Source organism: Paraburkholderia sp. GAS206C, from assembly GCF_050435645.1.
Classification (GTDB): domain Bacteria; phylum Pseudomonadota; class Gammaproteobacteria; order Burkholderiales; family Burkholderiaceae; genus Paraburkholderia; species Paraburkholderia phenazinium_B.
In genome coordinates this window covers 278161-304175 of sequence record NZ_JBNDKR010000004.1, presented here as the reverse complement: position 1 = coordinate 304175, position 26015 = coordinate 278161, and the positions used below count along the sequence as shown (strand labels likewise).

General features: G+C 60.4%; 22 protein-coding genes. 16 read left to right on the top strand and 6 right to left on the bottom strand.

What is annotated here, in order from left to right:
- Positions 1 to 25: 25 nt before the first annotated feature.
- Together P3T20_RS13495 and P3T20_RS13490 are read left to right on the top strand one after the other, a co-directional pair.
- The gene (locus tag P3T20_RS13495; RefSeq protein WP_074264347.1) at positions 26 to 955 is read left to right on the top strand and encodes an ABC transporter permease; all 930 of its coding nucleotides are present in this window, start codon (positions 26 to 28) and stop codon (positions 953 to 955) included.
- Positions 956 to 1071: 116 nt separating this feature from the next.
- Entirely contained in the window at positions 1072 to 2166 is a 1095-nt protein-coding gene (locus P3T20_RS13490; RefSeq protein ID WP_074264348.1) for a BMP family ABC transporter substrate-binding protein, read from the top strand.
- Between the two features lie 136 nt (positions 2167 to 2302).
- Here the strand turns inward: P3T20_RS13490 and P3T20_RS13485 are convergent, their stop codons facing one another.
- Complete coding sequence (locus P3T20_RS13485) at positions 2303 to 2509, bottom strand: dodecin (protein WP_074264349.1); 207 nt, start codon at positions 2507 to 2509, stop codon at positions 2303 to 2305.
- Positions 2510 to 2709: 200 nt separating this feature from the next.
- Here P3T20_RS13485 and P3T20_RS13480 point away from each other — a divergent pair, with 200 nt between their 5' ends.
- The 7 genes from P3T20_RS13480 (at position 2710) to P3T20_RS13450 (ending at position 10475) form a co-directional block, all read left to right on the top strand.
- Positions 2710 to 4302: an ABC-F family ATPase gene (locus P3T20_RS13480; protein ID WP_074266035.1), complete on the top strand. Its 1593-nt coding sequence runs from the start codon at positions 2710 to 2712 to the stop codon at positions 4300 to 4302.
- Between the two features lie 380 nt (positions 4303 to 4682).
- Positions 4683 to 5576, top strand: coding sequence for a ubiquinol oxidase subunit II (gene cyoA, locus P3T20_RS13475; protein WP_429287167.1), 894 nt, complete (start codon positions 4683 to 4685; stop codon positions 5574 to 5576).
- A gap of 3 nt (positions 5577 to 5579) precedes the next feature.
- Positions 5580 to 7589 (top strand): cytochrome o ubiquinol oxidase subunit I, encoded by a 2010-nt coding sequence (gene cyoB / locus P3T20_RS13470; RefSeq protein WP_429287081.1) that lies wholly within the window; start codon positions 5580 to 5582, stop codon positions 7587 to 7589.
- Complete coding sequence (gene cyoC, locus P3T20_RS13465; RefSeq protein ID WP_074264352.1) at positions 7589 to 8197, top strand: cytochrome o ubiquinol oxidase subunit III; 609 nt, start codon at positions 7589 to 7591, stop codon at positions 8195 to 8197. The genes cyoB and cyoC overlap by 1 nt, the downstream gene beginning before the upstream one ends.
- Entirely contained in the window at positions 8198 to 8530 is a 333-nt protein-coding gene (gene cyoD, locus P3T20_RS13460; protein ID WP_429287080.1) for a cytochrome o ubiquinol oxidase subunit IV, read from the top strand. It begins immediately after the preceding gene.
- 28 nt (positions 8531 to 8558) lie between these two features.
- Complete coding sequence (locus tag P3T20_RS13455) at positions 8559 to 9749, top strand: NAD(P)H-dependent flavin oxidoreductase (RefSeq protein ID WP_429287079.1); 1191 nt, start codon at positions 8559 to 8561, stop codon at positions 9747 to 9749.
- Between the two features lie 69 nt (positions 9750 to 9818).
- On the top strand, positions 9819 to 10475 hold the full coding sequence (locus P3T20_RS13450) for an OmpW/AlkL family protein (protein ID WP_429287078.1): 657 nt from the start codon (positions 9819 to 9821) through the stop codon (positions 10473 to 10475).
- 81 nt (positions 10476 to 10556) lie between these two features.
- Here P3T20_RS13450 and P3T20_RS13445 read toward each other — a convergent pair whose 3' ends face one another.
- Entirely contained in the window at positions 10557 to 10760 is a 204-nt protein-coding gene (locus P3T20_RS13445; RefSeq protein WP_074264355.1) for a DUF1289 domain-containing protein, read from the bottom strand.
- 422 nt (positions 10761 to 11182) lie between these two features.
- Here P3T20_RS13445 and P3T20_RS13440 point away from each other — a divergent pair, with 422 nt between their 5' ends.
- The 4 genes from P3T20_RS13440 to P3T20_RS13425 all read left to right on the top strand — a co-directional run bounded on the left by P3T20_RS13440 (position 11183) and on the right by P3T20_RS13425 (position 15293).
- A complete protein-coding gene (locus tag P3T20_RS13440) occupies positions 11183 to 12283 on the top strand; it encodes a polyamine ABC transporter substrate-binding protein (protein WP_074264356.1) in 1101 nt (366 codons plus the stop codon).
- A 99-nt stretch (positions 12284 to 12382) separates the two neighbouring features.
- The gene (locus P3T20_RS13435; protein ID WP_429287077.1) at positions 12383 to 13549 is read left to right on the top strand and encodes an ABC transporter ATP-binding protein; all 1167 of its coding nucleotides are present in this window, start codon (positions 12383 to 12385) and stop codon (positions 13547 to 13549) included.
- Entirely contained in the window at positions 13546 to 14475 is a 930-nt protein-coding gene (locus P3T20_RS13430) for an ABC transporter permease subunit (protein ID WP_074264358.1), read from the top strand. Before P3T20_RS13435 ends, P3T20_RS13430 begins: the two co-directional genes overlap by 4 nt.
- The gene (locus P3T20_RS13425) at positions 14475 to 15293 is read left to right on the top strand and encodes an ABC transporter permease subunit (protein WP_074264359.1); all 819 of its coding nucleotides are present in this window, start codon (positions 14475 to 14477) and stop codon (positions 15291 to 15293) included. Before P3T20_RS13430 ends, P3T20_RS13425 begins: the two co-directional genes overlap by 1 nt.
- Positions 15294 to 15425: 132 nt before the next feature.
- Here P3T20_RS13425 and tssH read toward each other — a convergent pair whose 3' ends face one another.
- The 4 genes from tssH to P3T20_RS13405 form a co-directional block, all read right to left on the bottom strand.
- Positions 15426 to 18170, bottom strand: a complete 2745-nt coding sequence (gene tssH, locus P3T20_RS13420; protein ID WP_429287076.1) for a type VI secretion system ATPase TssH — start codon at positions 18168 to 18170, stop codon at positions 15426 to 15428.
- A gap of 172 nt (positions 18171 to 18342) precedes the next feature.
- Positions 18343 to 18828 (bottom strand): Hcp family type VI secretion system effector, encoded by a 486-nt coding sequence (locus P3T20_RS13415; protein ID WP_074264361.1) that lies wholly within the window; start codon positions 18826 to 18828, stop codon positions 18343 to 18345.
- A gap of 97 nt (positions 18829 to 18925) precedes the next feature.
- Complete coding sequence (locus P3T20_RS13410; protein ID WP_429287075.1) at positions 18926 to 20782, bottom strand: OmpA family protein; 1857 nt, start codon at positions 20780 to 20782, stop codon at positions 18926 to 18928.
- Positions 20779 to 21513: a DotU family type IV/VI secretion system protein gene (locus tag P3T20_RS13405; protein ID WP_074264363.1), complete on the bottom strand. Its 735-nt coding sequence runs from the start codon at positions 21511 to 21513 to the stop codon at positions 20779 to 20781. Before P3T20_RS13405 ends, P3T20_RS13410 begins: the two co-directional genes overlap by 4 nt.
- Positions 21514 to 22202: 689 nt before the next feature.
- Between P3T20_RS13405 and tssB the strand changes: the two genes are divergently transcribed.
- The 3 genes from tssB (at position 22203) to tssA (ending at position 25991) form a co-directional block, all read left to right on the top strand.
- Positions 22203 to 22715, top strand: coding sequence for a type VI secretion system contractile sheath small subunit (tssB, locus tag P3T20_RS13400; protein WP_074264364.1), 513 nt, complete (start codon positions 22203 to 22205; stop codon positions 22713 to 22715).
- A 73-nt stretch (positions 22716 to 22788) separates the two neighbouring features.
- Complete coding sequence (tssC, locus tag P3T20_RS13395; protein ID WP_074264365.1) at positions 22789 to 24324, top strand: type VI secretion system contractile sheath large subunit; 1536 nt, start codon at positions 22789 to 22791, stop codon at positions 24322 to 24324.
- Between the two features lie 83 nt (positions 24325 to 24407).
- On the top strand, positions 24408 to 25991 hold the full coding sequence (gene tssA / locus P3T20_RS13390; protein WP_074264366.1) for a type VI secretion system protein TssA: 1584 nt from the start codon (positions 24408 to 24410) through the stop codon (positions 25989 to 25991).
- The last annotated feature ends 24 nt before the right edge of the window (positions 25992 to 26015 follow it).

Here is a 26015-nt window from a genome sequence, read left to right as displayed (position 1 = left end):
CACTGATTTTCCCCGACCCGGTCTTATGGATATTCAACAAGCTAGCGCGCTCACCTCGAGCGCCGTCACCGCCGCGATTCCGCTGATGTTTGCGGGCGCCGGCGAACTCGTCACCGAGAAATCGGGGGTCCTGAATCTGGGCGTGGAAGGCATGATGCTGATGGGCGCCGTCAGCGGTTACGCAGTCACTGCCGTCACCGGTAGTCCGTGGCTCGGCGTGCTGGCGGCGATTGCGGCCGGGCTCGCCATGTCGCTGCTATTCGGCTTTCTCACGCTGACGATGCTGGCCAATCAGGTTGCCACCGGTCTTTCGCTGACGATCTTCGGCATCGGCTTGTCCGCTTATGTCGGCAAGCCGTACACGTCGGCGGCGGTGCGCGCGTCGATCGATACGTGGACGATTCCTCTGCTCTCGAAGATTCCTGTGCTTGGGCCCGCATTCTTCAGTCTGACGCCGCTCGATTACCTCGCCTTCATCATGTTCGCTGTTGTGGGCTGGTTTCTCTACCGCACGCGTGCCGGCCTCGTGCTGCGCTCGGTGGGTGAGTCGCCGCAGGTGGCGCATTCGGTGGGCTTTCCCGTGATCGGTGTGCGTTACGGCGCGGTTGCATTCGGCGGCGGCATGGCGGGTCTGGCCGGCGGCTACTACTCGATCGTCAATCTGCACCTCTGGCAGGAGCAGCTCACTTCCGGCCGCGGCTGGATCGCGCTTGCGCTGGTGGTGTTCTCGACGTGGCGCCCGGGGCGTCTCCTGATCGGCGCGTTGCTGTTCGGCGCAGTGACCGGCCTGCAGTTTTATGCGCAGGCGATTGGCGTGCCGGTTCCAACCCAGTTCCTCGCGATGCTGCCCTATGTCGCCACGATCGTGGTGCTGGTGCTGATCTCGCGCAATCCGAACACGATCCGCCTGAACGCGCCAGCCTCGCTCGGCAAGCCGTTCTTTGCGGCGGGCTAGGGATCAGCGCGCCACGCGCGCTCGAGTTTCAAATCAGGTTTCAGATTCACTCCATATGCAGTATGTACAAACCCGCTTCACGGCTTGAACGAATCAATCACACGACAGGAGAAAACATGAAGAGAAGAAATCTGCTGACCGCCGCGGCGCTGGGTACGCTTTCGCTCAGTCTCGGCGTCACGCTGACGCAACCGGCACAGGCGGCCGATGTGCCCGGCGTCGCATTCGTCTACCTCGGCAACCCAGGGGATGCCGGCTGGACCTATGCGCACGATCAGGGCTCGAAGGAAGTCGAGGCCAAGTTCGGCAGCAAGATCAAGGTCACCCGCGTCGAGAACGTGCCGGAATCGGCCGACTCGGAGCGCGTGTTCCGCGATCTGGCGAACAAGGGCAATAAGATCATCATCGGTTCGAGCTTCGGCTATCAGGATTTCGAACTGAAGGTTGCGAAGGATTTCCCGGACACCGTGTTCCTGCACGCCACCGGCTACAAGAAGGCGCCTAACTTCGGCACCTATGACGTGCGCATGTATCAGGGCGCGTACCTCGCCGGCGTCGCCGCAGGCTACGTGACGAAGACCAATACGCTCGGCTTCGTGGCATCGGTGCCGATTCCCGAAGTGATCCGCAACATCAACGCGTACACGCTCGGCGCGCGTTCGGTCAATCCGAAGGTCCACACCAAGGTCATCTGGATCAACAGCTGGTTCGATCCGGGCAAGGAAAAGCAGGCCGCGGAAACGCTGATCGGCCAGGGCGCCGACGTGCTGCTGCAGAACACCGATTCGAGCGCCACGCTGGCCACGGCTTCGGAAAAGCACGTGCATGCATTCGGCTGGGATTCGGACATGAAGAAGTTCGGTCCTGACGCGCACCTGGGTTCGGTGGTCGGCAACTGGGGCGTGTACTACACGGCGGTGGTCCAGCAGGTGCTGGATGGCAAGTGGAAGAACGATCCGGTGTGGTGGGGCATTCCGCAGAAGGCCGTCAGCCTGGATGACCTGAACACGTCGGCGATTCCGGCCAATGCGCTGAAGGATGTCGCAACGAAGCGCGACCAGATCGCAAGCGGCAAGTGGGATGTGTTCGCAGGTCCGATCAAGGACCAGTCGGGCAACGTGAAGGTGCCGGCCGGCAAGACGCTGGCCGATCCGGAACTGCAGCGTCTGAACTGGTATGTGGAAGGCGTGGACGGCGACTTGCCGAAGTAATCGCCACGCGCGTTGGCGGGTGCGACGCGGGTGACTGCCGGCGCCGCGTGCCGGTCAACGCAGACAGTCGACCAGGCGGCGGTTTAGCAACCGCTGCTTTCAAGGGCTGCGTCCTCACGGACGCAGCTTTTTTTACTTATTCGATCCGCAGACCGACCTTGATGGTCACCTGCCAGTGCACGACCTTGTCGTCTTCGATGTGACCCCGCGTCTCTGTCACTTCGAACCAATGCAGATTGCGCAGGGTCTTGGACGCTTTTGCAATGGCGGTGCGAATCGCATCGTCGCTCGATTTCTCAGACGATCCGGTCAGTTCGATCTGCTTGTATACGTGGTCTTTCATCATCTCCTCCTTCATCTTCGGGTTAGTGAAAAAAGTATAGGCAATCGCGCCCCATTCGCATTGCTGGGTTGTTCCGCACATGGCATGCCCGGGACGGAGTGGTCTCCGAAGGCGGTAAAAGCGGCTATGCGCGGGCTAACATCTTGATAACCTGCTAAAATATTGGGTTGTTCGCCGCATATTCATTCAAAGGACGCGCCGTGCTGTCTACCGCCAATATCACCATGCAATTCGGGCCGAAGCCCCTCTTCGAGAACATCTCCGTCAAATTCGGGGGAGGGAACCGCTATGGCCTGATTGGTGCAAACGGCTGCGGCAAGTCGACCTTCATGAAGATTCTTGGCGGCGATCTGGAACCGAGTTCGGGCAACGTGATGCTCGAACCGAATGTGCGTCTGGGCAAATTGCGCCAGGACCAGTTCGCATACGAAGACGTGCGCGTGCTCGACGTGGTGATGATGGGCCACGCGGAAATGTGGGCCGCCATGACCGAGCGCGACGCGATCTACGCGAATCCGGACGCTACAGATGACGACTACATGCACGCCGCCGAACTCGAAGCGAAGTTCGCCGAGTACGACGGCTACACGGCCGAAGCGCGTGCGGGCGAACTGCTGCTCGGTATCGGCATTGCGATCGAAGACCACAACGGCCCGATGAGCAACGTGGCGCCTGGCTGGAAGCTGCGCGTGCTGCTCGCCCAGGCGCTGTTCTCGAAGCCGGACGTGTTGCTGCTGGATGAGCCGACCAACAACCTGGACATCAACTCGATCCGTTGGCTGGAAGACGTGCTCAACCAGTACAACTCGACGATGATCATCATCTCGCACGATCGACACTTCCTGAACCAGGTCTGCACTCACATGGCAGACATGGACTACGGCACGCTGAAGGTTTATCCGGGCAATTACGACGACTACATGCTGGCCAGCACGCAGGCCCGCGAGCGTCAGCAGAATGCCAATGCGAAGGCGAAGGAACGTGTCGCCGATCTGCAGGACTTCGTACGCCGCTTCTCGGCCAACAAGTCGAAGGCCCGCCAGGCCACCAGCCGTCTGAAGATGATCGACAAGATCAAGATCGAGGAATTCAAGCCCTCGTCGCGGCAGAACCCGTTTATCCGCTTCGAATACGAGAAGAAGCTGCACAACATCGCCGTGGTGGCCGACAGCATCACGAAGAAGTACGAGCGCACGATTTTCAGCAACTTCAGCATCAGCGTGCAGCCGGGCGAGCGCATTGCCATCATCGGCCAGAACGGCGCCGGCAAGACCACGCTGCTGCGTTCACTGCAGGGTGGCATCAAGACTGAGCACGGTACGGTGAAGTGGGCCGAAAACGCGAATGTCGGTTACATGCCGCAGGACACGTACGAAGAGTTTCCGGACGACATCACGCTGATGGACTGGATCGACGGCTACCGCCAGGAAGGCGACGACGAGCAGATGGTGCGCGGCACGCTGGGCCGGCTGCTGTTCAATGCGGACGACATCCGCAAGTCGGTGAAGGTGCTTTCGGGTGGCGAGAAGGGCCGCATGATCTGGGGCAAGCTGATGCTGGGCCGCCACAACGTGCTGCTGATGGACGAGCCGACCAACCACATGGACATGGAGTCGATCGAATCGTTGCAGATCGCGCTCGACAAATACGATGGCACGCTGATTTTCGTGTCGCACGACCGTGAGTTTGTGAGCGGGCTGGCGAACCGGATTATCGAAGTGCGCACGGATGGCACGCTGTATGACTTCGGTGGCAATTACGAGGATTTCCTGGCTAGCCAGGGTGTGCAGTAAGCAAGAGGCGCTTGCCGCTTCACGATGTAACTTGCGTTGTAGCCATCCTGATCTGACGATGGTTACAACGCGATTCCCGCAGTAACGCGATTCGATCGCGCCTCGATCTCCCCCAGTTTTCCATTCTTCTATCTCCCCACGAATGCCCGGCAGCTTGCCGGCAATCGCGTCGTTGCTCGCTGTTTCCCCGCTCGGTCCCGCGTGCCGTCCCCGCCTCCACAAAAAATGACATCCGCTCTGCGTTTTCCTTGGCGGAGATCAAATTTCGCCTGAGCTTTCACTCGTAGAATCCGGCGGCGTACGCATTTAACTGCGTGGGTTGCGTGTTGCGAAGATGCAGCGGATTTCAGGGGTGGTTCAATGAAAAGCAGGCAAATATGATGAACAAGGGAGTCCTTAACAACAGGGTATGGATACCCCTGGGGGGCGCGTTGGCTGCATGCCTTTCCGGTTGCAGCAAGCTCGATGTGCTCGATCCGAAAGGCAGCATTGGCGCGGCGGAAAAGTCGCTGATCGGCACAGCGACCTACACGATGCTGATTGTCGTGGTGCCGGTCATTCTGATGACGCTCTGGTTCGCCTGGCGCTACCGGGCCAGCAACCGCGGCGCGACCTACGCGCCGAAATGGGCGCATTCCACGGCGATCGAAGTGGTGATCTGGACGGTACCGTCCATCATCATCCTGTGTCTCGGGGTGCTGACGTGGAAGACCACGCACGAGCTCGATCCCTACAAGCCCATCGAATCGGCGGTGAAACCGATCAACGTCGAGGTCGTGGCGCTCGACTGGAAATGGCTTTTCATCTATCCGGATCTCGGCATCGCATCGGTCAATCAACTGGCTTTCCCGGTGGGTACGCCCGTTAATTTCATGATCACGTCGGACTCGGTCATGAACTCGTTCTTCATTCCGCGTCTGGGCAGCCAGATCTACGCCATGGCGGGCATGCAGACCCAGTTGCATCTCGTCGCCGATGAAGCGGGCGACTATGCCGGCGTGTCGGCCAACTTCAGCGGCAAGGGCTTCTCCGACATGAAGTTCCGGGCACTCGCCACCAATCCCGAGCAGTTCAACGCGTGGGTGGAAAAGGTCAAGGCGTCGTCGGGCCGGCTCGACATGAACGAATACAACACCGTGGCACAGCCCAGCGAGAAGGCGCCCGTGCGCTACTTCTCATCGGTCGATCCGAAGCTGTTCCACAACATCATTGCGAAGTACAACAACGGCAACGTTCTCGATCTGCAGAACAGCAATTGCAGTACGAAGGGGTAACACATGTTCGGAAAACTGACACTATCGGCGATTCCGTTCGATCAGCCCATCATCATGGGCGCGGGCGCCCTGATGGCGGTCCTCGTCCTTGCCACGCTCGGCGCGTTGACGTGGTTCGGCAAATGGAAATGGCTGTGGAGCGAATGGCTCACCAGCGTCGATCACAAGCGGATCGGCGTCATGTATATCGTGGTTGCGGTATTGATGCTGCTGCGCGGCTTTGCGGACGCGGTCATGATGCGCCTGCAACTGGCGCTCGCCTATCACTCGCCGGGCTATCTGCCGCCGCATCACTACGACCAGATCTTCACGGCGCACGGCGTCATCATGATCTTCTTCATGGCGATGGCGTTGATGGTGGGTCTGTTCAACCTGATCGTGCCGCTGCAGATCGGAGCGCGTGACGTCGCGTTCCCGTTCCTGAACTCGCTCAGCTTCTGGATGACCGCGATCAGCGCGATTCTGATCAACCTGTCGCTGGTGATCGGTGAGTTTGCGCAGGTTGGCTGGCTCGCGTATCCGCCGCTTTCCGAACTGCAGTTCAGTCCGGGTGTGGGGGTGGACTACTACATCTGGAGTCTGCAACTGTCGGGCGTGGGCACGTTGATCACGGGTATCAACTTCTTTGTCACCATCATCCGGATGCGCGCACCGGGCATGTCGCTGATGAAGATGCCGGTGTTCACGTGGACCGCGTTGTGCTCGAACGTGCTGATCATGGCGACGTTCCCGATCCTGACCATTGCGCTCGCGCTGCTCGGTCTGGACCGTTACCTCGGCATGCACTTCTTCACGAATGATGGCGGCGGCAACGCGATGATGTATCTGAACCTGATCTGGGCCTGGGGTCACCCCGAGGTCTACATTCTGGTTCTGCCGGCCTTCGGCATCTATTCGGAAGTCATCGCGACCTTTGCGAAGAAGCCGCTGTTCGGCTACCGGACGATGGTTTACGCCTCGTGTGTGATCACGGTACTGGCGTTCCTCGTCTGGCTGCATCACTTCTTTACGATGGGCTCGGGTGCGGATGTCAATGCGTTCTTCGGCATTATGACCATGGTCATTGCCATCCCGACCGGCGTGAAGGTGTTCAACTGGCTGTTCACGATCTACCGTGGACGCCTCGAATTCACCGCCCCGGTGCTGTGGACGATCGGCTTCATGATTACGTTCACGATCGGCGGCATGACCGGCGTGATGATGGCCATCCCCGGGGCGGACTTTGTCCTGCACAACAGCCTGTTCCTGATCGCCCACTTCCATAACGCCATCATCGGCGGTGTGGTGTTCGGTTATCTGGCCGGTGTTCACTACTGGTTCCCGAAGGTGTTCGGCATCAAGCTGAACGAAAAACTCGGCAAGGCCGCGTTCTGGCTGTGGTTTGTCGGTTTCTACGTATCGTTCATGCCGCTCTATGTGCTCGGCTTCATGGGCATGACGCGACGTCTGAACCACTACGACAACCCGGCATGGCATCCGTGGCTGATCGCCGCGGCTTGCGGTGTGGTGTTTATTGCGCTGGGTGTGGTTTGCCAGGTTCTGCAGGTGATCGTCAGCGTGCGCAACCGCAAGCTGCCCGAATACCACGATGCGACGGGCGATCCGTGGGATGGCCGAACGCTCGAATGGGCCACGGCGTCGCCGCCGCCCGTCTATAACTTTGCAACGATCCCGGTGGTGCATGAACTCGATGCCTTCACGCATATGAAGGAAACCGGGCAGGGCCTCGGCAAGGTGGCGGTATACCGCGACATTCATATGCCGTCGAATACGAGCGCAGGCCTCTTTATTGGCATCTTCAGCCTGTTGCTGGGCTTCGCCGGAGTCTGGCATATCACGTGGCTCGCGGTGGCAGCGCTGGTCGCCATCATGGCGACGGTGATCGGGCGCAGCTTCGGCGATAACGACGGCTACATGATCCCCGCCGAGACGGTCCGGAGGATCGAAGAGGAGGGCGGCAGGGCAGGCGAAACGAAGCATGACGAGCGGCTTGCCGCTGCGGAGGTCAACTGATGTCACATACAACTCATCTTGCTACACCTGGCGCGCTGGAAAGCGAGCACGCGCCGTCCCATTCGGTATTCGGGTTCTGGCTCTATCTGATGACCGACTGCGTGCTGTTCGCCTCGCTGTTCGCGGTGTTTGCCGTGATGGCGCAGCAGTTCGCAGGCGGTCCCACCGGAAAGGATCTGTTCGATATCCCGGGCGTCGCGCTGGAGACGGCGGTACTTTTGCTGAGCAGTATCACCTACGGCTTCGCCATGCTCGGTGCGCATAAGCGCAAGTCGGGCGTCGTGCTCGGTTGGCTCGCGATCACCTTTGTTCTGGGTCTGGCGTTTCTCTGGTTCGAAGTGCAGGAGTTCTCGCACCTGATCGCTGAAGGCGCCGGGCCGAGCCGCAGCGCGTTCCTCTCGTCCTTTTTCACGCTGGTCGGCACGCACGGCTTGCACGTCACGGTGGGCCTCATCTGGATGGTCGTGCTGGCCGTGCAGATCGTCCTCAAGCCTGAGATGTCCGAGCGCGAGGTTACGCGGCTCGCGTGCCTGAGTCTCTTTTGGCATTTTCTCGACATCGTGTGGATCTGCGTGTTTTCGTTTGTTTATCTTGGGAGCGTGCTCTAAATGGCTCATACCCAATCGCTTCATGAAGAAGAATCGCACGGCAGCGTATCCGGCTACGTCGCAGGTTTCGTGCTGGCGGTGCTGCTGACGGCCGCGTCGTTTGGTCTCGTCGTGCGCGGCGTTCTCCCGCAGCAGATAGCAATGATCGCGCTAGCCGTATTGGCGTTGGTGCAGATCGTCGTTCATCTGGTGTTTTTCCTGCACCTGAATACGTCGTCCGGGCAACGTTGGAATGTGATGGCGTTTTGCTACACCGCGGTGGCCGCGATCATTCTGATCGGCGGCACGATGTGGGTGATGCATAACGTCAGCATGAACATGATGTCGCGGTAATTGCGCGCAGCGTTCCCCTGGAGACCTCATGCACCCATCTCATTCGTTTGCGCCGCTGATGATCCGCGGCCGCACGCTGTTACCGATCGTGCAGGGCGGCATGGGCGTTGGCGTATCCGCGCACCGGCTAGCCGGCAGCGTGGCGCGCGAGGGCGCGCTCGGTACAATCGCCAGCATCGATCTGCGTCACCATCACGCGGATCTGGTCGAGGAGTGCCGCGTCAATCCCAGCCGCGCCACGCTCGAGGCCGCCAACCTCACGGCGCTGGCGCGTGAGATCGGCGCAGCCCGTGCCTTGAGCGAAGGGCGCGGCATGATTGCCGTCAACGTGATGAAGGCGGTCAATGCGCACGCGGACTATGTGCGGGTTGCCTGCGAAAGCGGCGCGGATGCGATCGTCATGGGTGCCGGTCTGCCACTCGACTTGCCCGATATGACGCGAGATCACGATATCGCCTTGATCCCGATTCTGTCCGACGCCCGTGGCATTGCGCTCGTGCTCAGGAAGTGGATGAAGAAGGGACGCTTGCCCGACGCGATCGTGATCGAGCATCCTGCCCACGCCGGTGGCCACCTCGGCGTAACGAATCTGGCGGACATGCAGGACGGGCGCTTCGATTTCGCGAGAGTGTTCGAGGAACTGGAACCGGTGTTTGCGTCGCTCGGCCTGAACCGGCGGGATGTGCCGTTGATCGTCGCGGGCGGCATCAATAGCCACGAGGCCGTGCGGACGTGCCTCACGGCGGGCGCCAACGGTGTGCAGCTTGGCACCCCGTTTGCCGTCACGGAAGAGGGTGACGCGCATCCCAACTTCAAACGTGTGCTTGCTGAAGCGACCCCTGAAGACATCGTCGAATTCGTCAGCGTCACGGGGCTGCCGGCGCGCGCCGTGAAAACGCCCTGGCTGATGCGTTACCTGCGCAACGAGACACGCATTCGCGACAAGATCGGCACGCTCAAGAACGCGTGTCCGACGGCGCTCGAGTGTCTGAGCGTGTGCGGTCTGCGCGACGGCATCGAAAAGTTCGGACACTTCTGTATCGATACGCGACTCGCCGCGGCGTTGCGCGGTGATGTGGCCAATGGCCTGTTCTTCCGCGGCCGCGAGACATTGCCGTTTGGCACGGCCATTCGCAGCGTACGCGACCTGATCGAGTTGCTGCTGACGGGTTCGGCGCGACCTGCTGTCGCAGGGCGATGGGCGTATTCGCTCGGTTGACGCTGGTCAACGCGACTGACGCTTCAAGCTTCGACAATCCCCGCAATCATCAACCAAACGGGGAACAGAATGAAGCACAGCATCAGCAATCGAATCAAAGCCGCGGTCATCGTATCGTGTCTGCTGGGCATGGGACTCGCGGCGTCTCAGGCCCGCGCTGAGAGCGGCGACGAGATGAACGGCATTCACGCGGGCGACGTGCTCGTGCGCTTGCGGGCCATCAGCATCATTCCGAACGTATCAACGAACAACACCTTGTCGGCGCTGAACGTAAACGTCAACAATGCGATCGTGCCGGAACTGGATCTGACCTACATGATCCGCGACTATCTGGGCGTCGAACTGATTCTGGGGACGTCGCGGCATCAACTGACGTCGAGCCTCGGCAATCTGGGCGGGGTGAACGTGCTGCCGCCCACGCTGCTGTTGCAATATCACTTCAACCACCAGGGGCGCATCCGGCCGTACCTCGGCGCAGGCATGAACTACACGTATTTCTACAACAACGGGCTGAACGTGAACGGCCAGCCGATTTCGATCACCAACCACAGCTTCGGGCCGGCTGTGCAGGCCGGCGTCGACGTGCAGATCACGAAGTCGTTGTTCGTCAATGCGGACATCAAGAAAATCTGGATGAGAACCGATGCCTCGCTCGGCGGGGCATCGCTGGGCCGGCTGGACATCGATCCAGTCGTGGTGGGACTCGGTGTCGGGATGCGCTTCTGATGAGGACGCCGGGGTTTCCCGGCGTTTTTTCATGCCGCGCCCGTTTCTTGCAGAACTGTCATGAACCGGGCCGTCTCGCTGTCACAGCTTGTCGTATTTGAAACGCATCGCGGTGCCTTCCTGTTCGATGCGCACCCACACCGCGCGTTTTTCCTCGTCGCTCAGGAAAACCCAGTTGGAAACCTCGGTAGCTGTGCGCCCGCAGCCCTTGCAGACTTCGTCGAAGAGCGTAGAGCAGACGCCGATGCACGGGCTGTCTGGAAGAGCGTGGAGATTCGAAGCCATTCAAAACCTTGGGACGAGAAGCAGGGAGGTACTGCTATGTTAACCGATGCTGCGGATTCCCTCTGAACGTGCCTCCACACCGTCGCCCTTGGCATCGTCGTATCCCTGCGCCACACTTCCTTACAAATAGACTTCACTTCCTGTCGAAACCCGTGCATGGCAAACCACCCGCGGACGGTCTTTTTTTCCCGGTGGACAGGCGGCCATAACCCGCTAAAATTGCGCGCAATTTTGTATCGAACGAACAGGCTGGCGCGTCCGCGCGAACCGGCTGCGCTGTACCCTTTGCGCGACAGCTTCGCGGTTTTTTTGAAGCGCGCAATAATTAGTGGTAGTTTTCGGGTTTTTCAGGAGAGCCGCGGGCGGTGCGCTGCGGCACGTGGAGTGGACGGTCGGCCGAGGCCGACGGATCGGAGAACGGGATGAAAAAACTGGTAGTGCGTCAACTCGCAGCGCTGATGCTGTGTGCTACGCCGTGGCTTACGGCCGGCGCAAAAGATACGCAATTGAACGTGTATAACTGGTCCGATTACATCGCCAAGGACACGATCCCGAACTTCACCAAGCAGACCGGCGTTCAGGTCAAATACGACAACTACGACAGCGACGACACGCTGCAGGCCAAATTGCTGACCGGCAATTCCGGCTATGACATCGTGGTGCCGACCAGCAACTACGCCGGCAAGCAGATTGCCGCGGGCATTTTCGCTCCGTTGGACAAATCGAAGCTGCCTAACCAGAAATACCTCGATCCTTCGCTGATGGCGCTCGTCGCCGGCGCCGATCCGGGCAACAAATACGCCGACCCGTGGGCCTACGGTACGACGGGTCTCGGTTACAACGTCACCAAAGTCCAGCAGATCCTCGGCAAGAACGTCCCGCTCGACAACTGGGACATTCTGTTCAAACCCGAAAACATTTCGAAGCTGAAGGCGTGCGGCGTCTCGGTGCTCGACGCTCCTGACCAGATGTTCGCGGCGGCGCTGCATTACATCGGCAAGGATCCGATGAGCACGAACCCGGCGGACTATCGTGCCGCGCTCGACATGATGAAGAAGATCCGCCCGTACATCACGCAGTTCAACTCGTCGGGCTACATCAACGACCTGGTCGGCGGCGACGTCTGCTTCGCCTACGGCTGGTCGGGCGACGTGGTGATCGCGAAGCACCGCGCGGTCGAGGCGAAGAAGCCGTACAAGATCGAGTATTACATTCCGAAGGGTGGCGCACCGGTCTGGTTCGACGTGATGGCGATTCCGAAGGACGCGAAGAACAAGGAAGCGGCGCTCGAATGGATCAATTACATCGAGACGCCGCAGGTCCACGCCGCGATCACCAACGAGGTCTACTACCCGAGCGCGAACCTCGAATCGCGCAAATATGTGGACAAGGACGTGGCGAACGATCCGGCCGTCTATCCGCCGCCTGAAGTCATCAAGACGCTGTTCCTGCTGAAGCCGCTGCCGCCGGAAATCCAGCGGCTGCAGACGCGGCTCTGGACTGAATTCAAGTCCGGCCGTTAAAGTCTGCGGATTGAATGGTCGATAGCAAGGCATGTCCACCAAGCCCCCGGCGTTCACCGGGGGCTTTGTTCGTCAAATGCAGGAGCGAAGTACCACATTATGAGCAGTGACCAGTCGGGTGTGCTGGCGGCGGCCGGCACGCTGCCTCCGGGCAGCTATGCCGCTGCGGGCGATGCAGCGGAAAACTTCGTGCAGATCGTCGATGTCGTCAAGAAGTTTGGCGAGACGGTTGCGGTCAAGCAGGTCAACCTGTCGGTGAAGAAGGGCGAGCTGTTCGCATTGCTGGGCAGTTCCGGTTGCGGCAAGTCCACGCTCCTGCGCATGCTGGCGGGACTCGAGACCGTGACTTCGGGCAAGATCCTGATCGACGGCGAAGACCTCGCGCAGATGCCGCCGTATCGGCGCCCGGTCAACATGATGTTCCAGTCGTATGCGCTGTTTCCGCATATGACCGTCGAGGCGAACGTGGCCTTCGGCCTGAAGCAGGAGAGCGTGCCGAAGGCCGAACTGCAGGAGCGCGTACAGGCAGTGCTCGATCTCGTGCAGATGGGGCGCTTTGCCAAGCGCAAACCGCATCAGCTTTCGGGCGGACAGCAGCAGCGGGCGGCGCTGGCGCGCAGCCTCGTCAAGCGGCCCAAGCTGTTGCTGCTCGACGAGCCAATGTCCGCGCTCGACAAGCAGATTCGCCAGCGCACGCAGATCGAGCTGGTCAACATCCTCGACAAGGTCGGCGTCACCTGCATCATGGTCACCCACGATCAGGAAGAGGCGATGACGATGGCCGCCCGGCTCGCGGTGATGAGCGAAGGCGAGATCGTCCAGCTCGGCACGCCGCACGAAGTGTATGAGTATCCGAACAGCCGCTTTTCGGCCGAGTTTATCGGCTCGACCAATCTGTTCGACGGCACGGTAGTCGAGGACGAACCGGATCACGTGTTCGTCGAAACCTCCGATCTGCCGGTTCGCCTCTATGTGAATCACGGCATCACCGGGCCGCTTGGCATGCCGCTGACGATTTCCGTGCGGCCCGAGCGCATCGCGCTCACGCGCAAGCCACCTGAGGGCGCGTACAACTGGGGCAAGGGCGTCGTCACGAATATCGCGTACATGGGCGGCTATTCGCTGTACCACGTGAAGCTCGAGAGCGGCAAGATGGTGGTGGCGAACGTCACGAGCCTCGCGCTTTCCGAAATCGAATCGCCGACGTGGGGCGACGAAGTGTACGTGCGCTGGAGCGCTTCCGCGGGAGTGGTGCTGACGTCATGAAAAGCGCGCTGAGTTCATTTGCGTCGTGGCCGGTGCGGCGCTTTGGCCTGACCGGCCGCACCGCCGTCGTGGCCGGACCGTTCATCTGGCTGCTGATGTTTTTCCTTGTCCCGTTCCTGCTGGTGGTGAAGATCAGCTTCGCCGACCTGCAGCTGGGCATTCCGCCGTACACCGAGCTGACGAGTTTCCAGGACGGCGTGCTGCATATTGCGCTGGACCTGTCGCACTACGCGTTCCTGCTAACGGACAGCCTTTACTTTGCGACGTATGTGAATTCCGTGGTGGTGGCGGCAGTGTCGACGCTGCTGTGCCTGTTGCTGGGCTACCCGATGGCGTATTACATCGCTCGCTCGAACCCGGCCACGCGCAATATTCTGATGATGGCGGTGATGCTGCCGTTCTGGACGTCGTTTCTGATTCGCGTGTACGCATGGATCGGCATCCTGAAGAATAATGGCTTGCTGAATAACTTTCTGATGTCGATTGGCCTGATTCATACGCCGATTGAGTTGTATCACACGAATACCGCGGTTTATATCGGCATGGTGTATTCGTACTTGCCGTTTCTGGTGATGCCGCTGTACGCGCACCTTGTGAAAATGGACATGACGCTGCTGGAAGCGGCTTATGACCTTGGCGCAAAACCCTGGAAGGCGTTCTGGCAGATAACGTTGCCATTGTCCAAAAACGGGATTATTGCGGGCTGTCTGCTGGTGTTCATTCCGGCGGTGGGTGAGTATGTGATTCCGGAATTGCTGGGCGGGGCGAATACGCTGATGATTGGCCGGGTGATGTGGAATGAGTTCTTCGACAATGCCGACTGGCCGATGGCATCCGCGGTGACATGCGCGATGGTATTGCTGCTGCTGGTGCCGATGGCGCTGTTTCAGTATGCGCAGGCGAAGGCGCTGGAGGAAAGGCGCTGATGAAGCCGAACAGGTTCTTGCAGATTTTCGCGCTCGGGATTGGGTTTTTGTTTCTATACATCCCGATTGTGAGCCTGGTGGTGTATTCGTTCAACGAATCGCAACTGGTGACCGTGTGGACGCATTTTTCGACGCGCTGGTATGCGGCGCTGCTGGGCGACGATGAACTGATCTCGGCGGCGTGGTTGTCGTTGCAGATTGGATTGTTGACGGCGTTTGCATCGGTGTTTATCGGCACATGGGCGGGGTTTGTGCTGGCGCGGATGGGGCGGTTTCGCGGCTTCACTTTGTACACCGGCATGATCAATGCACCGCTGGTGATTCCCGAGGTGATTCAGGGGATTTCGCTGCTGCTGCTGTTCATCGAAATGGCTAAATGGCTGGGATGGCCTGCCGGGCGTGGGTTGCTCACGATCTGGATCGGGCACGTGATGTTGTGTATTTCTTATGTGGCGATCATTGTGCAGTCGCGGGTGAGGGAGTTGCATCCGTCGCTGGAAGAGGCAGCGCTCGATCTCGGAGCTACGCCGTTGCGGGTGTTTTTCTTTATTACATTGCCGCTGATTTCGCAGGCGCTTGTGGCTGGGTGGTTGCTGTCGTTTACTTTGTCTATCGACGATCTGGTTTTGTCGGCGTTTTTGTCGGGGCCTGGGTCGACGACTTTGCCGCTGGTGGTTTTTTCTCGCGTTCGGTTGGGGCTTAATCCTGAGATGAACGCGCTTGCTACGCTGTTTATTGCTTTTGTGACTGTTGGGGTCGTGGTTGCTAATTATTTTATGCAGCGGAGCGAGAGGAAGAGGGTGGCTTTGGCGGTTTGATTTTTTGGGTTTGTCTTGCGCGACGTCTTTTCGTTTGGCGTAACGCTCACGCTCACGCTCAATACGCATGCGCACATGCAGCCAGGCGGCCCAAAAAGTACAGCGAAGGGCCGACTGGCGTCACATACTCCTTCACTTAGCGACCATAGCCAGATTGTCAGCGGTTGCGTTGGCAGAAGACGGTGCGTTGTGGCGATCCAGGAAGTCAATGACGAGGCTTTCGTCGGCGGCTATCGACAGTCGGCACTCAACCGGTAGCGAGCCTCCGGCCATCCGCGTCAGAAGCTCGCGCGAAACAGCAGGCAGGATGCGCTGGTTGAGGAACGCGTCGACATTGCGTGCACCGGATTCGCGTGCGAGGCAAAGCTGCGCGAGCGCCCCGGTCAACGCGTCGTCGCACGTAAGCTCGATGTCGTAAAGACGGTGCAGACGTTCGGCGACCTTCTCAACCTTCAGCCGCACGATCGATGCGAGCGCTGTAGCATCGAGCGGCCGGTAGACCAGCGTCTGGAAGCGGGCAAGCAGCGCGGGCTGGAAGTGCGCGACGAGTTGTGGGTGGATCGCGTCGTGCAGTTCTGCCTGCGAAATGCCGGGGTTCTCCGCCGTGGCCTCGTCGATCTGCGTGCTTCCGAGATTGGAGGTCATCAGGATCACGCAGTTGCGGAAGTCGATCTCGCGGCCTTCGCCGTCGCGCATCGTGCCGCGATCGAACACCTGATAGAACATGTCGAGCACGTCGCGATGGGCTTTCTCCACTTCGTCGAGCAGCACGACGCTGTATGGACGCTGTCGCACTGCTTCGGTGAGGATCCCGCCACGCCCGTAACCGACATAACCGGGAGGTGAGCCCTTTAGTTGCGAAACCGTATGGGCTTCCTGATATTCGGACATGTTGATTGTCGTCAGTGCGGCTTCGCCCCCGAACAGCAGATCGGCGAGTGCGAGCGCCGTTTCTGTTTTACCTACCCCAGACGGTCCTGCGAGCAGGAACACGCCAAGCGGCGAATGCTCGTTTTTTAGACCCGCTTTCGCTGTGCGCAGGCTTTCGGCGAGTGCCGAAAGTGCGTCATCCTGAGCAACCACGCGGGTGGCCAGGCTTTCTTCAAGCGTGAGCAGTCCGGTCAGTTCGTCTTCGAGCAGGTTGCCGACCGGCACTCCGGTCCACTCGGCGACCACGCGGGCGATCGCCCGGGCGTCTACGTCCGCGAAGATCAGCGGCGCTTTGCCCTGCGCACGCGCGAGTGCCTCGCGCGTCTGGGCCAGCGATCCGGTGTCGCCGGCTGCTGCGGCATCACGCTGCTCGAGGAGCGCCTGCACAAGCCCAAGTTCGTGCCCGTAACGTTGCTGCAGAGTCTCCAACTGCGCTTTCGCTTCGTTGAGCGCGGCATCGAGCGCAGCGCGACGTTCTTCCGCGCTTTCGATACCTGCGCGCGCATCGTCTTCGAGCGTGGTGCGCTCCAGCTCCAGCGCGGCGAGCGTGGCGCGGGCCCGTTGCAGTTCCGCGGGCGGCGATTCGAGACCCATGCGCACACGGGCAGCGGCCGTATCGATCAGGTCGACCGCCTTGTCTGGCAACTGCCGTGACGGAATGTAGCGGCGCGAGAGCCTGACCGCAGCCACCAGTGCATCGTCGCGAATGTGGACGTTGTGATACTTCGCGTAGCGTTCCTTGAGTCCCCGCAGCATCAGGCAGGCAGCCGCGTCATCGGGCTCGTCCACCTTGATCATCTGGAAGCGGCGCTCGAGCGCGGCATCGCGCTCGAAGTATTCCTTGTATTCCGACCAGGTGGTCGCGGCGATCGTGCGCAGCTCGCCGCGCGCGAGTGCGGGCTTGAGCAGGTTGGCGGCGTCGGCGCCGCCTGCTGCGTTGCCCGCACCGATCAGGGTGTGCGCCTCGTCGATGAAAAGCAGGATCGGCACGTTCGAGGCCTGCACTTCATCGATCACATTTTTGAGGCGCTGCTCGAATTCGCCCTTCACACCCGCACCGGCCTGCAGCAGACCGAGATCGAGCGTGAGAATACGCACGTCACGGATCACGTTCGGCACGGCGCCATCGGCTACGCGCAGCGCGAGGCCTTCGACGAGCGCGGTCTTGCCGACACCCGGCTCGCCGACGAGGATCGGGTTGTTCTTGCGCCGCCGGGCGAGCACATCGACCATCTGCTGGATCTCCCGGTCGCGTCCGAATACCGGATCGATCTTGCCGTCGCGCGCCTTCGCCGTGATGTCGATTGCAAAGCGGACGAGTGCGTCGCCTTCCACATTGCGCGTTGCTGTCTGCGCTGTTTTCCCATCCGACGGGTGATTAACGGAATCGGCTCCTGCCGGAACGGCGGACGGGCCGGAAACGACTTCCGGCATCTCAGGCTGGTTCTCGCAGGTTCGCGGCCCGAGGCGTGGCAGCAGGCGTTCGATCTGTGCGCTGCTCACTGAGAGCAGTTGCCAGGCATTGGCCGCACGAAGGACATGCGGGGCCTCGACGATGGCCTGCAGCACATGGCCGGAACGGATGCCCGGGTCACTGCCTTCAGCGTGTGTAGAGGCACGGAACCAGGCGTCCTGGATGACAACGGCCAATTGCGGAGAGAGGCTGGGGCGGCCGCGCAGGTTACGCGGTGTGTGGTCGATGGCCCTGAGCAGTGCATCCCACACGGCATCAACGTTCAGTTCGTAATGGTTCATGATGGCCGGGATATCGCCGTCCCCGGCCTCGATCAGCTTGAGCAGCCAGTGCTCGACTGAAATCTCGTCTGCGAGCCGTGTCTGGCACAGGCTTGCCGCGGCCTCGAGCGCTTTCGCGCAGTGTGGATTGAGCCGCTGCAGAAGCTGGCTGGCGTCGCGGAAGGAAGCGTTTCGGTCGTTGTGCACGGTCATGTTTGGGCTATTCGCACATCTGAAGAGGGGCGTGCCAGCCTGGAGCGGCGCGCCCCGCGCAATAAAAAGGCCAGTCCGAAAGGGCCAGTCCGCGCAGGCAGACTGGCAAGGAAAGGCCGGTAATTCCGAAGACTACCGGGGACGGTGTACCGGCCTCCGGACTACCTGTGAATCAGGAACGCTCGTTCCAGGTGTCCTTGTGGATAATGTTGCCGTCCTTGTACGACCAGGTAATCGTCTCGTAGCGCAGCTCGACTTCCTCCAGGTGGTTGTGCTTTTCGTAGTCCGGGTCCTTGATGTCGAGCATCTTCGGACGCACGGCGACGATCTTCACGTTATCGAGCTTCGTGTTGAAGTACTCTTTCTCCTTGCCGGCGTCGTCGATCTTGTACCACCTGATCTCGGCAGACTTGAGGGTCTGGCCGCTCGTGACCGCCTTGTAGAGGTACGGCGTCGACGCATCGGTTTCCTTGACTAGCGTGATCGGCGAGTGAACGCGCGTGCCGGTCAGCTTGCCGGTGTTGCCGTCGGTCGGAATATGCAGGCTGTGATCGAACGCCGTGATTTCGACGCTGCCCTCGCGGCCCTGGACGGTCACCGAACCCTTGATGTCAGCGCCACCATCGTCCTTGAGCCACATGTATGACGGAATTGCCATTTCTTAACTCCCTTCTGCTTACAGCGACAATCGCCCGGGGTCAGTAACCGGGCTTCACAAATCCCGAAGACCAGAGGCTTCGGGGACAAAAAATGCGTTATCCAGGCTGTCCATCTGTGCGTGCCGGTGCGGCGGATTCCTGAGGGCCGCCTTCCTTTGGCGTGTTTCCCGATGGGACCTGCTGCGCGGCGTCAGGCACAAGCGTGATCTCCACGCGGCGGTTTTTTGCGCGCCCAGCTTCGGTATGGTTATCAGCGGCGGGGCGCGTATCGCCATAGCCCTGAATGGCGAACTGCGTAGCGGGAATACCCGACGCTTCGATAAGCCAGTTGCGTACGGCCTCGGCGCGGGCCGTCGACAGCTTCAGATTGCTGTCCGGGTCACCCACGTTGTCGGTGTGGCCCGCCACCAGAATCCGCTTGTCGGTATGCGCCCTGATCATTTCGAGCGCATTGACCATGACGCGCGTCGAACCGTCCTTGAGTTGGGCCTTGCCGCTGTCAAAGAGCGACATGCTGTCGAGCGTCACGACAGCGGGCGGTGACGGTGGCGGCTGATACGATGCAATCGCGTCGTTGAGTGGAGGGATCAGCCGGGCGCCGCGATACATGCCGAATGACAGCGGCAACGGCGTACCGGTACGTGCGTAACGTTCAAGCTCGTTGCGATCGGCGACGAGCGTCTGCAGGGCATCACGCTTTGCGGCATCGTGGTTGGCCGGGATCATCGAATAGCGGCCAAGATCCGCGCCCATGCGCGTCAGCAATGCCTGGTTGTGCCGGATCGAGAAGAAGAACGCGACGGCGGCCGCACAGGCAAATAGAGCCAGTGCGTGGGCGAGCGCGATGAGGCGTGGCGACATCCAGTAGTGCCTCGGCATCGCCCGAATCAGCCGCTGGGGCAGCGGCCACGGCATCGGCGAAGCTGCGCCCGGCGCGCGCGCGACGCGGGTTTGCATCTGCACATCGCTTTCCCACGGACGGCCTGGCCCGCATGCCGGTCCGCAATCAATCCAGCCAGCGCCAAACAGTGCCCAGGACATATCGGGCTGCCGCGGGTCGGTGAGTGCGTGAATCACGACCCGCTGTGTCCAGCCAATGATCGAGGCGAGTGCGGCGGCGCGGGTTGCCGGCGCACTGCTGTCCGCCACGCGCCATGCTTCGCGCCCGGCCGCACGGATGACAGTCTCGAAATGCCGTGCGTCCAGTATGCGGGCGGTGGACGAAGCCCCATACCATTGCGGTGCGAGAAGATCAGCCGATGCCAACGCGCCATGGCCCCAAATCAGTTTTTTCGGGGTGCCGGAAATGCCTTCTGTCGTGAGCCGCTGATAGACCGCGACATATCCTGGAAGAACGCGTGAACCTAGCATGCGCGCGGCGTCTGCCACTGCCTGTCTGACCACCCGCAGCGACTGTGTGAGCATTTCCGGGTCCGTATGACGGGCTGGCGCCACCGAAAGCACGACACCGTCCGGTGAACGGCCGTCGCGCCACTGTCTGACGGCGACGGCCATGCGCGGCAGATCCTGCGGTCGGTCCACACGCAGCCAGATGGCGCCGTCACCTACATGCGCGAAGCGTTGTCCGTCGTGCCGGTCGAACAGCGCGGGCAGATCATCCCCCGTGACCAGTACGAGCGGCATGCGCGTACGCAGTCTGAGCGGAATGTCGGCGGTTGCTGCGCCGAGGGCGGTCAGCACATGTGCGCCATCCCTGCGTGCACTAACAGACAGCCGGGTGCGCCACAGCATCAGCAGAAGCCCGGCGCTCACGATCATGACCGTGAGCGTCCACGCGAGACCCAGGCCAGGTCTGGCCACAAGCCAGATTACGGTGAGAGCAAGAGCGATTGCAAACACGACCAGCAGACGCAAGGGATACCCAAGCCCTTCATGACCCGAAGCCTGCGATGACGCGGAACCAGCGGTGAGTACGGACAGATCAGATTTCATCGCCGGTTGACCTTTGCAGACCCAAACTGCGAGAACTGCGCGTCGAGGGCGTTGCTTCCGGCAACCCAGACAGCGACCGCAACAAGGCACACGAGAGCGGGAATGATCCACGGCACCAGTCGGTAGAGTCCGTTGAAAAGCTGGGGACCTGCGGCGGGATCAATCATGAAGGGCTCTTCCACGAGCGGACGAAGCAGTTCCAGCCGGGTATCGAGCGCGGCGATCAACGCCGTGCGTTTCGCATCTCCCTCGCGGGCATAGCGGCCAATGAAACCCATACCGAGAATCGTCGCGTAACACTCGAGCAGGTCGGTGTCAGGCGATGCTTCCTGGAGATGCGACTCAATGCAGTCGATGACACGTCGGCCGGCATCGTGGATGGAGAAACGTTCGACTTGCATTGGTTCCAGTTCCCACGCTGTGCGGGCTTCGGTCGATAGATGGCGCAGCGCCATTTCATCGAGCAGTCCGCACTGGGCAACCAGCGCTTCACGCTGGACGTCTTCTGGATAACCGCGTTGCGCAAGTGCATTGGCGAACTCATCAACAAGCTGGCTGCAGCGCTCGCGAAACTTTGCCGCATCCTGAACGGTTCCGCCGGACGCAAGTGATGTCACGAGCAGCGCCGTATCTTGCAGCAGATCGCATATGCCAACGCACGCGGAACGTGCAACGTCCGATACGGATTTCATGTGGGCACGCCTGTCGCGTGCCAAGGTCAGGGTGATCATGCGCGCGGATATCCAACGCAGGATCGGTTGCCCCGACGCGCCGGTATGGTGATTTCGTAAGTCTTGCTAACAATCTCGGAAATTGCTCGCGACGAAGTCCACAAGTACACGTGCCGCGAGAGGGAGACGTCTTCTGGCCAGGATGGGCTATCTGTCTGCAATGTAGGGTCTCCGCTTTCTGTTAGGCGGTGAGATTTTATATGTCAATTTTGACTTTGGCATAGAGAATTATCAGACGAATGGTTGAGTAAATTTCTATGAATTTAAATGCGCCTAAATTCTTAATTTAGGGATAGTCATTGAGAATACTTACAAGAACGTATATTGATTTATATCAATGCTGCGCGCCACAGCGCCTTGACTCAAATAACCTTACGTTGTGTGCTCATCTGGAGGGGATGCGTGGTCACAGAGTGTTCGCGGGGTATCTAAAGGCAGCACGTTATTTTTTGAGAAATGATTTTCCAGTGAAATTTACAAATTTTGATGATTCGTTGTTTTTCTATGTAAGGACAGGCTTTGACGTAATGGCCATAAACCTGTTTAATACCGTTCCACAAAAGGGTCGCATGATTGAAAGCCTTGCATAGAGAGCTGTCCGGACAAGCATTCGCGGTGCGTGTGCAGGACTCTCTCTTCGCGACGGTCGACACCTGCGAAGATTGAAAACCTATTTATAAGGATTACTGATGGATAGCTTCCAGCGAGAGATTCCGAAAAGCCGTGTTTCAATCACCCTCGACCTGCATACGGGCGGCGCCCAGAAGAAGGTCGAGCTACCGCTCAAGCTGTTGGTCGCAGGCGACTTCAGTGCGGGCCGGGAGCAGGCGCCGCTGGCTGAACGCAAGAAGGTCAACATCGACAAGAATAACTTCGATTCGGTACTGGCCGATTACGCGCCGGACCTGAAGTTTGCGGCCGACAATACCCTGGCTGCGGACGGCTCGGAGCTGCCGGTTAACCTCTCGTTCCGCTCGATGAAGGATTTTGAGCCGGAGCAGGTCGCCCACCAGATTCCCGAGCTCCAGGCGCTTCTCGCGATGCGCAACCTGCTGCGTGACCTGAAATCGAACCTCCTCGATAACGTCACGTTCCGACGCGAGTTCGAGAAGATTCTGAAGGACCGGCGTCTGTCCGACAAGCTGCGTGGCGAACTGGGCCAGATTGCCACGGCCGCCACGCAACCGGAAGGCCATGCCTGAGGGGCGCAGGCCGAAGCAGGCCTTCACTTCTTTTCGTAACCAGGTGACGCTACAGACGCAGACAGGACAAACAATGAACCAGAACGAATCCCAGCAAGGCGCAACTGAGACCGTTGTGCTTGATGCCCCCGGCAGCGTGTACGAATCGCTGTGCAGCAAGATCAATCTCAAACCCGTCGCTGCGGCGCGCCCGCTTGAGGCATTCCGCGACAACGACATGCTCTCCGAGGCGTCGGCCGACGAGCGGATCGCGCGCGGCATGGGTGCATTTCTCGATCTCGTCGCGAAATCGAGCCAGCCGGTTGACCGGCTCGACAAATCGCTGCTCGACTTTCACATCGGCCAGCTTGACCGCCAGATCAGCCGGCAGCTTGACGCGGTCATGCACACGCCGGAGTTTCAGGCGCTCGAAGGTCGCTGGCGTGGCCTTAAGATGCTGGTGAGCCGCACGGACTTTCGCAGGAATGCCCGCATCGAAGTACTTGACGTGTCGAAGGAAGCGCTGCAGCGCGATTTCGAGGACACGCCCGAACTCATCCAGAGCGGCCTGTATCGCCTCACGTACATTGAGGAATACGATACACCGGGCGGTCAGCCGGTCAGCGCGTTGATTAGTGATTTCGAATTCGTGAATTCGCCAATGGACATCGCGCTGCTGCGCAACGTCTCGAAGGTCGCGGCGGCAGCGCACATGCCATTTATCGGCTCCGTTGGCCCGGCGTTTTTCGGCAAGAAGTCGATGGAAGAAGTGGCGGCCATCCAGGACATCGGCAACTATTTCGATCGCGCTGAGTACATCAAGTGGAAGAGCTTCCGCGATACGGACGATGCGCGCTATGTCGGTCTGACGATGCCGCGCGTGCTCGGCCGCCTGCCGTACGGGAAGGACACCGTGCCGGTCCGCGCATTCAACTACGAAGAGGCCGTCAAGGGCCCGGACCACGACCGTTACCTGTGGGTCAATGCATCGTTCGCGTTTGCGGCCAATATGACGCGCAGCTTTGTGAACAATGGCTGGTGCGTACAGATTCGCGGTCCGCAGGCAGGCGGTAAGGTGGAGGATCTGCCGGTTCACCTGTACGACCTCGGTACCGGCGTGCAGCCGAAGATTCCGAGCGAGGTCCTGATTCCCGAAACGCGCGAGTTCGAGTTTGCCAATCTTGGCTTCATTCCGCTGTCGTTCTACAAGAACCACGACTTTGCGTGCTTCTTCTCGGCCAACTCGGCACAGAAGCCGGCGCTGTACGAGACCAAGGAAGCGACGGCAAACAGCCGCATCAATGCGCGCCTGCCGTACATTTTCCTGCTCTCGCGTATTGCGCATTACCTGAAGGTGATCCAGCGCGAAAACATCGGCACGACCAAGGACCGCCGTGTGCTCGAACTCGAGCTAAACAACTGGGTCAAGGGTCTTGTGACGGAGATGAAGGATCCAGGTGACGACCTGCAGGCGTCCCACCCGCTGCGTGAGGCGAAGGTGACCGTCGAGGATATCGAGGACAACCCGGGCTTCTTCCGCATCAAGCTCTTCGTCATCCCTCACTTCCAGGTGGAGGGGATGGACATCGGGCTGTCGCTTGTGTCGCAGATGCCGAAGGCCAAGAGCTGACCGGGCCGCTGTCCATGTGAACCACGCCGCGGCAATGTACCGCCCCGGCGTCATTTTTTTGCTCTGCATACGGGGATCCGCCAATGCTGTCCGGCCTGCTTAAGGCACTGTTTCCATCGCGTGACGCTGAACAGATCACACGCTCGCGGCTCGATAACTGGAGCGCCTGGCTGCAACCGCTGTCCGGCGGAAACGGCGTTGGGCGCGATCCCGGTTACGAAGACGCGTTTTTTGCGCTCAAGGACGAGGCGAACAAGCTTTCCGGTATCGATGACGCACTGATCGTGAGCTCGTGCGAGCAACTGCTGAAGGAGACCGGCAAGGATCTCAGGGTAGCCGGCTATTACGCCGGGGCGCGCCTTAGGCAGGATGGGGCGGCTGGATTCGCAGACGGGCTGGAACTAGTCGCCGCGCTCATCGAGAGGTTCGGGGACTCGTTGTTGCCGGCGCGCGCGGAAGCGAAGAAAGGCGCACTGGAGATGCTGGCCACCACGCGCATGATCGAACTGCTGGAGCGCTGCGGCGAACTGGCCTCGCCCGGGCTCGAGCGCTCGCTTGCGGCGCTCGATGTGCTTGTCACGCACACGGCAGCGTGGGCAGAAGCCGCGCGCCCGAACTTGCAACCACTTGTCTCCCGGTTCGAACGCAGGGGAGAGCCTGCGGGCATCGCCACTGACACTTCGCAGGCACCTTCGTCTCCCATGGCGGGCGGCATGTCGACAGGCAGCATTGCCTCGACGCGCGATCTGCTCGAGCAGGCGCGGGCGATGGCCACGTGGCTGCGTGACCAGGAACAGGGCTACCTGCCGTCGGTACGTCTCGCGCGCTGCATTCGCTGGGATACCTTGCATGAAGTGCCGCCGGCGGATGCTGCCTCGCATACGCGGCTTGCCGCGCCGCGCCAGGAATTGCGCGCACAAATGAAGCGGCTCGTCCTGCAGAAGCAGTGGAACGAATTGCTTGAGCGCGTCGAGGGTGCCTTCATGGAGGGCGTCAATCACCTTTGGTTCGACCTTCAGTATTTCCAGCACGTCGCGCTCGATCACGTCGGCGCGCCGCACAGCCTATGGCGGGAACTGCTGCGAGCTGATTTCGCGCTTTTCCTCGAGCGACTACCCGGAATCGAGCGCCTGTCATTCAACGATGGAACGCCATTCGCGGACGATACGACGCTCGAGTGGATCGCCCGACACGCAGTCGTGCGTAATCTCGAAGCGGGCGAGACGCTCGCGCCCCTGCCGGTGTCGGCCGACAGCGAGGAAGGGGCCGCGGGTGACTGGCCGGAGATCGAGGCGCAGGCGAGGGATCTGGCCGCGCGCGACGGCATCGAAGCGGCGTTTGTCTGGCTTGAGGGCCTGCCCGGCATGAAAACGGAGCGGCATCGTTTTTTGCAGCGGTTCGTCATGGCACGCCTTGCGCAGAATGCAGAGCGTGCGGATACGGCCATGGCGTTGCTGCTCGAGCTGGATGCGGCGGGGAAATCGCTGCCGCTTGTGCGCTGGGATCCGCCGTTGGTGTTCGATGTCAAGCAGCAGCTCGTCCGGGCGCTAAAGGCTACTAGCGGCCGCAAGGATGTGGACAAACCGGCGCTGGCGCGCAGGCTTGCCGAGTTGCAGGGTGAGATGACCGTGCTGGATCCGGCACGCATGCTGTCGTTGACGCAATGAGATCGGGCTGTCCACATCGGATGA

Bases quoted from the DNA above. Each gene is read 5' to 3' on its own strand.
- P3T20_RS13490 (WP_074264348.1), top strand. From the start codon at position 1,072: ATGAAGAGAAGAAATCTGCTGACCGCCGCGGCGCTGGGTACGCTTTCG.
- cyoC (WP_074264352.1), top strand. From the start codon at position 7,589: ATGTCACATACAACTCATCTTGCTACACCTGGCGCGCTGGAAAGCGAG.
- P3T20_RS13435 (WP_429287077.1), top strand. From the start codon at position 12,383: ATGAGCAGTGACCAGTCGGGTGTGCTGGCGGCGGCCGGCACGCTGCCT.
- tssA (WP_074264366.1), top strand. From the start codon at position 24,408: ATGCTGTCCGGCCTGCTTAAGGCACTGTTTCCATCGCGTGACGCTGAA.
- P3T20_RS13425 (WP_074264359.1), top strand. From the start codon at position 14,475: ATGAAGCCGAACAGGTTCTTGCAGATTTTCGCGCTCGGGATTGGGTTT.
- P3T20_RS13430 (WP_074264358.1), top strand. From the start codon at position 13,546: ATGAAAAGCGCGCTGAGTTCATTTGCGTCGTGGCCGGTGCGGCGCTTT.
- cyoA (WP_429287167.1), top strand. From the start codon at position 4,683: ATGAACAAGGGAGTCCTTAACAACAGGGTATGGATACCCCTGGGGGGC.
- P3T20_RS13495 (WP_074264347.1), top strand. From the start codon at position 26: ATGGATATTCAACAAGCTAGCGCGCTCACCTCGAGCGCCGTCACCGCC.
- tssC (WP_074264365.1), top strand. From the start codon at position 22,789: ATGAACCAGAACGAATCCCAGCAAGGCGCAACTGAGACCGTTGTGCTT.
- tssB (WP_074264364.1), top strand. From the start codon at position 22,203: ATGGATAGCTTCCAGCGAGAGATTCCGAAAAGCCGTGTTTCAATCACC.
- P3T20_RS13410 (WP_429287075.1), bottom strand. From the start codon at position 20,782: ATGAAATCTGATCTGTCCGTACTCACCGCTGGTTCCGCGTCATCGCAG.
- cyoB (WP_429287081.1), top strand. From the start codon at position 5,580: ATGTTCGGAAAACTGACACTATCGGCGATTCCGTTCGATCAGCCCATC.
- P3T20_RS13455 (WP_429287079.1), top strand. From the start codon at position 8,559: ATGCACCCATCTCATTCGTTTGCGCCGCTGATGATCCGCGGCCGCACG.
- P3T20_RS13415 (WP_074264361.1), bottom strand. From the start codon at position 18,828: ATGGCAATTCCGTCATACATGTGGCTCAAGGACGATGGTGGCGCTGAC.
- tssH (WP_429287076.1), bottom strand. From the start codon at position 18,170: ATGACCGTGCACAACGACCGAAACGCTTCCTTCCGCGACGCCAGCCAG.
- P3T20_RS13450 (WP_429287078.1), top strand. From the start codon at position 9,819: ATGAAGCACAGCATCAGCAATCGAATCAAAGCCGCGGTCATCGTATCG.
- P3T20_RS13485 (WP_074264349.1), bottom strand. From the start codon at position 2,509: ATGAAAGACCACGTATACAAGCAGATCGAACTGACCGGATCGTCTGAG.
- P3T20_RS13405 (WP_074264363.1), bottom strand. From the start codon at position 21,513: ATGATCACCCTGACCTTGGCACGCGACAGGCGTGCCCACATGAAATCC.
- P3T20_RS13445 (WP_074264355.1), bottom strand. From the start codon at position 10,760: ATGGCTTCGAATCTCCACGCTCTTCCAGACAGCCCGTGCATCGGCGTC.
- cyoD (WP_429287080.1), top strand. From the start codon at position 8,198: ATGGCTCATACCCAATCGCTTCATGAAGAAGAATCGCACGGCAGCGTA.
- P3T20_RS13440 (WP_074264356.1), top strand. From the start codon at position 11,183: ATGAAAAAACTGGTAGTGCGTCAACTCGCAGCGCTGATGCTGTGTGCT.